Source organism: Hansschlegelia quercus, from assembly GCF_004310425.1.
Taxonomy (GTDB): domain Bacteria; phylum Pseudomonadota; class Alphaproteobacteria; order Rhizobiales; family Methylopilaceae; genus Methylopila; species Methylopila quercus.
Genome location: NZ_SIUB01000017.1, coordinates 1 through 698 on the forward strand (window position 1 = coordinate 1; position 698 = coordinate 698).

Genomic DNA, 698 nt, shown 5'->3' on the forward strand with positions numbered 1-698 from the left:
ATCCTGATCGATTCCAGCACGCGGGTGATCTGCCAGGGTTTTACGGGCAAGAACGGGACGTTCCATTCCGAGCAGGCGATCGCCTACGGGACCAAGATGGTCGGCGGCGTGGCGCCGGGCAAAGGCGGGCAGGTGCATCTCGACCTGCCGGTGTTCGACACGGTAGCCGAGGCCCGAGAGGCGACCGGGGCCGACGCCTCCGTGGTCTACGTGCCGCCGCCAGGGGCGGCTGACGCGATCTGCGAGGCGATCGCGGCCGAGATCCCGCTTGTCGTGTGCATCACCGAGGGCATCCCGGTGCTCGACATGGTGCGGGTGAAGCGCGCGCTCGAGGGCTCCAAGACGCGTCTGATCGGGCCGAACTGCCCGGGCGTGGTGACGGCGGGCGAGTGCAAGATCGGCATCATGCCGGGCAACATCTTTTCGCGGGGCAATGTCGGCGTGGTGTCGCGCTCGGGCACGCTGACCTATGAGGCGGTGTTCCAGACGACGCGCGAGGGCCTTGGCCAGACGACCGCGGTCGGCATCGGCGGCGATCCTGTGAAGGGGACCGAGTTCATCTCGATGCTTGAGCTGTTTCTCGCCGATCCGAAGACGGAGTCGATCGTGATGATCGGGGAGATCGGCGGTTCGGCGGAGGAGGAGGCGGCGCAGTTCCTGGCGGACGAGGCGCGTCGCGGGCGCAAGAAGCCGACGGT

Annotated in this window: 1 protein-coding gene; it reads left to right on the forward strand. The window is 67.8% G+C overall.

From position 1 onward, the window contains the following. A partial coding sequence (sucD, locus tag EYR15_RS16895; protein WP_245498379.1) for a succinate--CoA ligase subunit alpha occupies nt 1–698 on the forward strand: 698 nt, incomplete at both ends.